The organism is Pedobacter sp. 01N416 (assembly GCF_056399685.1).
The window spans coordinates 1-6540 of sequence record NZ_JBFTRT010000528.1 but is presented as its reverse complement, the minus strand read 5'-3'; the positions used below and the strand labels follow the sequence as shown (position 1 = coordinate 6540).

The following is a 6540-nucleotide window of genomic DNA, read 5'->3' as shown; positions in this document are numbered from 1 at the left end:
GCCAATGGCCGAAATCGTATTTGACTTCTATGACAGGTTAAAAACACTTTCTAAAGGATATGCTTCGTTTGATTATCACCAAATTGGTTACCGCAAATCTGATTTGGTACGCCTTGATTTATTGTTAAACGATGAGCCTGTTGATGCGTTATCCTCACTGATTCACCGTAGCAATGCTTACGATTTTGGAAAGAAAATCTGTGAGAAATTAAGAGAGTTAATCCCTCGTCAACAATTCGAGATTAAAATACAGGCATCAATTGGCGCTAAAGTTATTGCCCGCGAAACACTGAGTGCTTTACGTAAAGATGTAACGGCTAAATGTTACGGTGGTGATATTTCCCGTAAACGTAAGTTATTGGAAAAGCAGAAAAAGGGTAAAAAACGTATGCGCCAGGTTGGAAACGTAGAGATTCCACAAAGTGCATTTATGGCGGTTTTGAAATTAGATTAAAAATTAGATATGAGATGATAGATATGAGACATTAGACAATTTGTTCGATCTCAGATCTCAAATCTCATTTCTCACATCTTTTAGAATGAAATTATTAGACGGTAAATACGTATCAGAAAAAGTTAAAGTTCAAATTGCAGAAGAAGCTGCCGAATTTTTAAATAAAAGTGGTCGCAAGCCACACCTAGTTGCTATTTTAGTTGGTAACGATGGAGGAAGCGAAACCTATGTGGCCAGTAAGATGAAAAACTGCGAAAAAGTTGGTTTTAAATCATCGTTACATAGATATGATAACTCGGTAACTGAAGCTGAATTATTGGCGAAAATTGAAGAAATTAACCAGGATGATGATGTAGACGGATTAATTGTTCAATTGCCTTTGCCAAAACACATCGATCCGGAKAAGGTTACCGAAAAGATCGATCACCGTAAAGATGTTGATGGATTTCACCCGGTAAATTTGGGTAGAATGATGCGCAACCTGCCTTGCTTTATCCCGGCTACACCTTATGGTATTTTATTGATGCTGCAGGAATACAATATCGATACTACCGGAATGCACTGTGTGGTTGTTGGTCGTAGTAATATTGTGGGTAGCCCAATGAGCATTTTAATGGCCCGCAATGCCAACCCTGGCAATTGTACTGTAACACTTACCCATTCTCGTACTAAAGATTTAAAAGAACAGGTTCTCCAAGCAGATATTGTGATTGCCGCTATTGGTAAAAAGAATTTTGTTACTGCCGATATGGTTAAACCTGGTGCCATTATTATCGATGTAGGTATTAACCGCGAAACTTCTGCTGAAACCAAATCCGGCTTTAAGTTATATGGTGATGTAGATTTCGAAAACGTAGCACCCAAAGCTTCTTACATTACGCCTGTTCCTGGTGGTGTGGGTTTAATGACTATTGTTGGTCTATTAAAAAACACGTTAGCATCAGCTAGGAAAGAGATATATTCTTAAGCCTAAAGGTGAAAGCTTAAAGACTAAAGAAGGAAAAGCGGTTCAAGAAGATTGAATCGCTTTTTTGTTAATTGAAAAGCGGTTAGCCAATACCCAGCTTACAATAGCCAATTTGCTTTACCAATGAACATATGATAATGAACCAATATAATTCATCTGTGTTCATCCTTTTAGGCTGTGGTTAAAAATCAACTCCAAAGTTTACTCCACCAGCTTTCTTCAAAACCGATATAGAGGCCATCCTCGCGCAACTCAGTTGGATAGATATTGATATAATCACCTTGTCCCTCTGCTCCCCTTCCCGTGGTTAAACTGTATTCGTACCGATGGATTGGACAAACCAGATGCCCGTTTTTGCACCAGCCACCACTAAAATGACCCCCAGCATGCGGACAATGCGATTGGGTTGCGGTAATTTTGTCTCACTTACGGCTTCGGATATAATTGTTGAAAACGCCGATAAATTTCCGGGTAAGGCTGTTGTAATTACAGGTGGCGAACCTTTGATTTATAACCTTGATTATTTAACMAACAAATTAAAAGAAAGAGGTATTCTTACCTTTATCGAAACATCTGGTGCCTACCCACTTTCTGGAAATTGGGACTGGATCTGTTTATCACCAAAGAAATTTAAAGCACCAAGACCAGATATTACACCTTTTGCGCACGAATTAAAGGTGATCGTTTTTAACAAAAGCGATTTTAAATGGGCTGAAGAATACGCGGCTATGGTGTCTCCTGCCTGTAAATTATATCTGCAGCCAGAATGGTCTAAATCAAAAGAAATTACACCATTAATTATTGATTATGTAATGGCAAACCCAAAATGGGAAATTTCTTTGCAAACACACAAATTTTTAAATATTCCTTAAAAACAATACATTAGCTTTATAACCAAATGTTAATGTAATGAAATTTCGTTTAGTCCTCTTCTTTAGCATACTGAGTATTTATTGTTTTGGGCAAAGTTCCCTAAATAAAAAAGCACAGGTTTTTTTTGAAAAATCCGGCCCATTTATTGACAAATTAGATTATGCTGCTGCCGAACAGGTATTAAAAAGTGCGGTTGAAGCTGATCCGTTATTTCAGAATGCCTACATTGTGCTTGCTGGCGTTTATAAAGCACAAAAAAAGTATGCTGAAGCCAAAGCAGCTTACGAAAAAGCCATATTGATCAATAAAATTGTAGCTCCGGCTGTAATTTACGGCTTGGCTGAAACCGAATTTGCAACTCAGGATTATTTAAAATCGAAACAGCATTTTAGTGAATTTTTAACATTAGATCCTTCATCTGATAGAGCAAAAAGAGCAAAGAAATATCTTTTAGATTGTGATTTCGCCGCCATAACAATCAATAAACCCGTAAAATATAGTCCAGCAAATTTAGGTGAAGGTGTAAATACAACCAATGCTGAGTACTTTCCTTCTCTAACTGCTGATGGCGAAAACTTGGTTTTTACCCGCCAGGTAAATGGTAATGAAGATTTCTGGACATCACAGCTTAAAAGCAGTAAATGGGGTGCCGCTATTCCTTTATCCAGCAAAATAAATACTATTCGATACAATGAAGGAGCCCAAACCATTTCACCCGGTCTATGATGAAAATACACCATTTTTACATGCTGATGGAAGAACTTTGTATTTTTCTTCTGATGGTTGGCCAGGTTTTGGAAACAAAGATATTTATTATAGTAGAATGGATAATGATGGCAAGTGGCAAAAGCCAATTAATATCGGTTATCCGATCAATTCTTTCGAAGATGAAAGTGGTTTGGTAGTAAGTGCCGATGGAAATTTCGGATTGTTTTCTTCGAATTTAAAAGGAGGTTTTGGCTTACAGGATATTTATAGCTTTGGAATTCCTGAAGTAGCTAAACCGCTGAAGGTTTCTTATGTGAAAGGAATTGTAAGAGACCGGGATACTAAAAAAACGATCGAAAGTAATGTTCAGGTGGTTGATCTGAAAAGCAATAAAACTGTTTTCGACGATTATACTGATCCAGAAACGGGTCAGTTTTTAGCGGTAATGCCTGTTGGGAGTAATTATCTGTTTAATGTAAATGCCGAAGGTTACATGTTTTACTCTGAAAACTTTGAGCTCAAGGCAGGAGATATCAATAAACCTTACCAGATTGAAGTTTACATCGAAAAAATAAAGCAAGGTGGAAATGTAACCTTAAGAAACATTTTCTTCGATACCAATAAGTTTAATCTTTTGCCCGCCTCTATCCGTGAACTGGATCTACTTATCGATTTTTTGCACCAAAACGAAAACGTACAGATTGAGATTCAGGGTCATACCGATAATGTTGGCGATGACAAGCTGAATGAGAAATTATCATTTAACCGGGCAAATGCTGTTTATGAATACCTGATTAAAAATAGTATTGATGCTAAAAGACTTACTTTTAAAGGATTTGGAGCAAGTAAACCGATCGCTGATAATAAAACTGAATCAGGTAGGAAAAACAATCGTAGAACATCGTTTGTAATTACTAAAATATAATTGGCAAATTTTATGGAAATAGAAATTGAAGATTACGATATAGAAATTATTATGTTAGAGCAATATAAGCACCTAAATCTTATACTAGAAAGCTGCTATTGTACTGGATGTAAAAAGATGTCTACCATTACGAATTATAAACCTTATTTAAATAAATTAAATGATATTATTTTAAAAGGCTTTTGTTTTAAATGTGGTGGACCAGTAAATCGCTATATCGAAACTGGAGAAAATATTCAAAGCGCAGCGGTTGCCTCGCACATTAAAAATGTGCTTCAAATCTCAAGGAACAAGAAGAAGTAGTACAACTTAATGAAAAATAAAAATGTCTCAGCATTACGGAAACCATAAGAGATTTTATCCACCTTTTCATTTTTTCACAATACCCTTAGCGGTTTTAGGATTAGGTTTTGCCATTTATTGTTGCATAGCCGTACCTACTATAATTACGGGCTTGCTTGTGCTTGCATTCTTCCTGATTGCCATTATAGCTGTAATGGCACGGATGTTTGCACTTAAGGCACAGGACAGAGCTGCAAGAGCCGAAGAAAAGTTGCGTTATTACATTCTTACTGGTAAAGCACTTCCGAGTGAGCTGAGAATGGGGCAAATTATGGCTTTGCGTTTTGCTGGTGATGAAGAATATTTGGCTTTGGTTGATAAAGCTGTGGCTGATAAGTTATCTCCTGATGAGATTAAGAAAGTCATTAAAAATTGGCGCGGAGACTATCATAGGATATAACGGTGACTTGTCATTCTGAACTTAGTGAAGAATCCTCCGCTTATGAAACACAAGTTGAAATTTATTTAATAAAGATTCTTCATTGCATTCAGAATGACAAGAATATTTGCCGTATTAAAACTTCTTCCCTTTTAGTACCCTTATTTCAGAGCCTCCAGCCAGGAATACAGAATCAGGCTTAGCATCGTTTAAAAAAGAAAAATCATTTCCGTAGTTAATTCCAAAATCGACATCAATTTTATAGTCTTTTACCGAATAAATTTGCCAGCGCGGATGTTCAACACCGTATTCAGATGTTTTATTCGCTCCAATTTTAGTATAACCCCAATAATGCTCTGTAATAAATTCTTCTTCGCTACCAATCCGTATTTCTTCTGCCTTTGAAGAAGCTATAACTGAAAAATTATGCCAGGTTCGGTTCTTCCAGCGATAATCTACCTCAAGCTGATGTTCTTGTTCAATCCAAACATGTTTCATCGGAAATGTTTGGTAATTCTCCTTATAAATGGTGTTGGCTACAAAGGTGATGGCAGGCTTGGGTACAAATTCTTTAATAAATACCACGCCTCTTTTCCACGTATCTCCATCCTTAAATTTGACATAAAATCTTAAGTTAACCTCTTCGAAATTAGTGTGAAATGGAATATTAAAGCCTCGCAGCCTAACATCAACAAACATAAAGCCGACTAAACTCACATAATATTTACCTTGCCAATCATCTAGTTCGGTTTGTGGAGGGAGGTATTTCGAAAGTATTTCTTTATCTACAGCATATTGTGCCAAAGCCAGTTTACGCCATTCTGCAGTAAGAAATACTTTCGGACTGTTCAAGATTATAATATAGCTTGTCTGATTCGGATCAGTTTGGTTAAAGTTTCTTCCAACAGGTCTAAATGTAACATATTGGCACCATCTGATTTTGCATTTGCAGGATCAGGGTGTGTTTCGATAAATAAACCATCTGCTCCTACTGCAATTGCTGCTTTAGCGATAGTCGAAATCAATTCTGGCTTACCACCAGTAACACCACTACTTTGATTAGGTTGTTGTAGGGAATGTGTGCAATCCATTACTACCGGAACGCCGAAACCCTGCATTTCGGGTAAACCACGGTAATCAACAATCAGATCCTGATAACCGAAAGTATTACCTCTATCTGTTAAAATAACTTTGTTGTTTCCGGCTTCTTTTACTTTCTCAACCGCAAACTTCATAGAACCTGCAGAAAGGAACTGACCTTTTTTAACGTTTACTACTTTTCCAGTTTCGGCGGCAGCAATTAATAAATCAGTTTGGCGACATAAAAATGCAGGGATCTGCAATACATCAACATAAGCAGCTGCCATTGCGGCCTCACCACTTTCATGGATATCGGTAACTGTTGGCACGCCAAATTCTCTACCAATCCTTTCTAAAATGCGCAAAGCTTTTTCATCGCCAATGCCGGTAAAAGAACTTCCTTTGCTCCTATTTGCTTTTCGGTACGAACCTTTAAAAATATATGGGATCTGAAGTTTATCAGTAATTGTAATAATCTTTTCGGCAATTCTCATGGCAATATCCTCGCCTTCAATAGCGCATGGACCAGCCATTAAAAAGAAATTTCCCGAATCTGTATTTTTTAATTTATCTAAATAGTTAAGCATAGTTGAGATGTGGGATGTGAGACATAAGATATAAGATCTGAGTTTATCTCAAATCTAGCTTCTCCTATCTCACACCTAATTTTTAATTTCCTAGTTCTGACATGAATTTAATCCGCATCAATTGAATTTCTTCGCGGGTATAATCGGTTTCGCCTAACTCGTTAAGCGCTTCATCGATAGAATCGCTTTCAGCAGCTCTGAAATAGTCAAATACTTCATCCTGTC

9 protein-coding genes and 1 pseudogene are annotated in these 6540 nt (G+C 37.0%); 7 read left to right on the top strand and 3 right to left on the bottom strand.

The annotated features are described in order from the left end of the window. Positions 1-454, top strand: a pseudogene (locus tag AC1DND_RS22950) (elongation factor 4); the annotation flags it as partial. 85 nt (positions 455-539) lie between these two features. After that, on the top strand, positions 540-1421 hold the full coding sequence (locus tag AC1DND_RS22945) for a bifunctional 5,10-methylenetetrahydrofolate dehydrogenase/5,10-methenyltetrahydrofolate cyclohydrolase (RefSeq protein WP_477584910.1): 882 nt from the start codon (positions 540-542) through the stop codon (positions 1419-1421). Between the two features lie 188 nt (positions 1422-1609). Here AC1DND_RS22945 and AC1DND_RS22940 read toward each other — a convergent pair whose 3' ends face one another. After that, positions 1610-1837 (bottom strand): Rieske (2Fe-2S) protein, encoded by a 228-nt coding sequence (locus AC1DND_RS22940; RefSeq protein WP_477584912.1) that lies wholly within the window; start codon positions 1835-1837, stop codon positions 1610-1612. Between AC1DND_RS22940 and AC1DND_RS22935 the strand changes: the two genes are divergently transcribed. Genes AC1DND_RS22935 through AC1DND_RS22915 form a run of 5 tightly spaced genes read left to right on the top strand, consistent with a single transcriptional unit; the run spans position 1796 to position 4669 of the window. Next, positions 1796-2293: a 7-carboxy-7-deazaguanine synthase QueE gene (locus tag AC1DND_RS22935; protein WP_477584911.1), complete on the top strand. Its 498-nt coding sequence runs from the start codon at positions 1796-1798 to the stop codon at positions 2291-2293. The two genes, AC1DND_RS22940 and AC1DND_RS22935, sit on opposite strands and share 42 nt — an antisense overlap. 37 nt (positions 2294-2330) lie before the next feature. Next, positions 2331-3020: a tetratricopeptide repeat protein gene (locus AC1DND_RS22930; RefSeq protein WP_477584909.1), complete on the top strand. Its 690-nt coding sequence runs from the start codon at positions 2331-2333 to the stop codon at positions 3018-3020. Next, complete coding sequence (locus AC1DND_RS22925; protein ID WP_477584908.1) at positions 2986-3927, top strand: OmpA family protein; 942 nt, start codon at positions 2986-2988, stop codon at positions 3925-3927. The genes AC1DND_RS22930 and AC1DND_RS22925 overlap by 35 nt, the downstream gene beginning before the upstream one ends. 12 nt (positions 3928-3939) lie before the next feature. Continuing rightward, a complete protein-coding gene (locus AC1DND_RS22920) occupies positions 3940-4230 on the top strand; it encodes a hypothetical protein (protein ID WP_477584907.1) in 291 nt (96 codons plus the stop codon). A 22-nt stretch (positions 4231-4252) separates the two neighbouring features. Beyond that, positions 4253-4669, top strand: coding sequence for a DUF6526 family protein (locus tag AC1DND_RS22915; protein ID WP_477584906.1), 417 nt, complete (start codon positions 4253-4255; stop codon positions 4667-4669). Between the two features lie 114 nt (positions 4670-4783). On the opposite strand, the gene AC1DND_RS22910 is transcribed toward AC1DND_RS22915, so the two are convergent. Both AC1DND_RS22910 and kdsA read right to left on the bottom strand, forming a co-directional pair. Then, on the bottom strand, positions 4784-5500 hold the full coding sequence (locus tag AC1DND_RS22910) for a YqjF family protein (RefSeq protein WP_477584905.1): 717 nt from the start codon (positions 5498-5500) through the stop codon (positions 4784-4786). Between the two features lie 2 nt (positions 5501-5502). Continuing rightward, positions 5503-6315 carry a 3-deoxy-8-phosphooctulonate synthase gene (gene kdsA / locus AC1DND_RS22905; protein WP_029275158.1) on the bottom strand — a complete coding sequence of 271 codons (813 nt, stop codon included), beginning with the start codon at positions 6313-6315 and terminating at the stop codon, positions 5503-5505. Between the last annotated feature and the right edge of the window lie 225 nt (positions 6316-6540).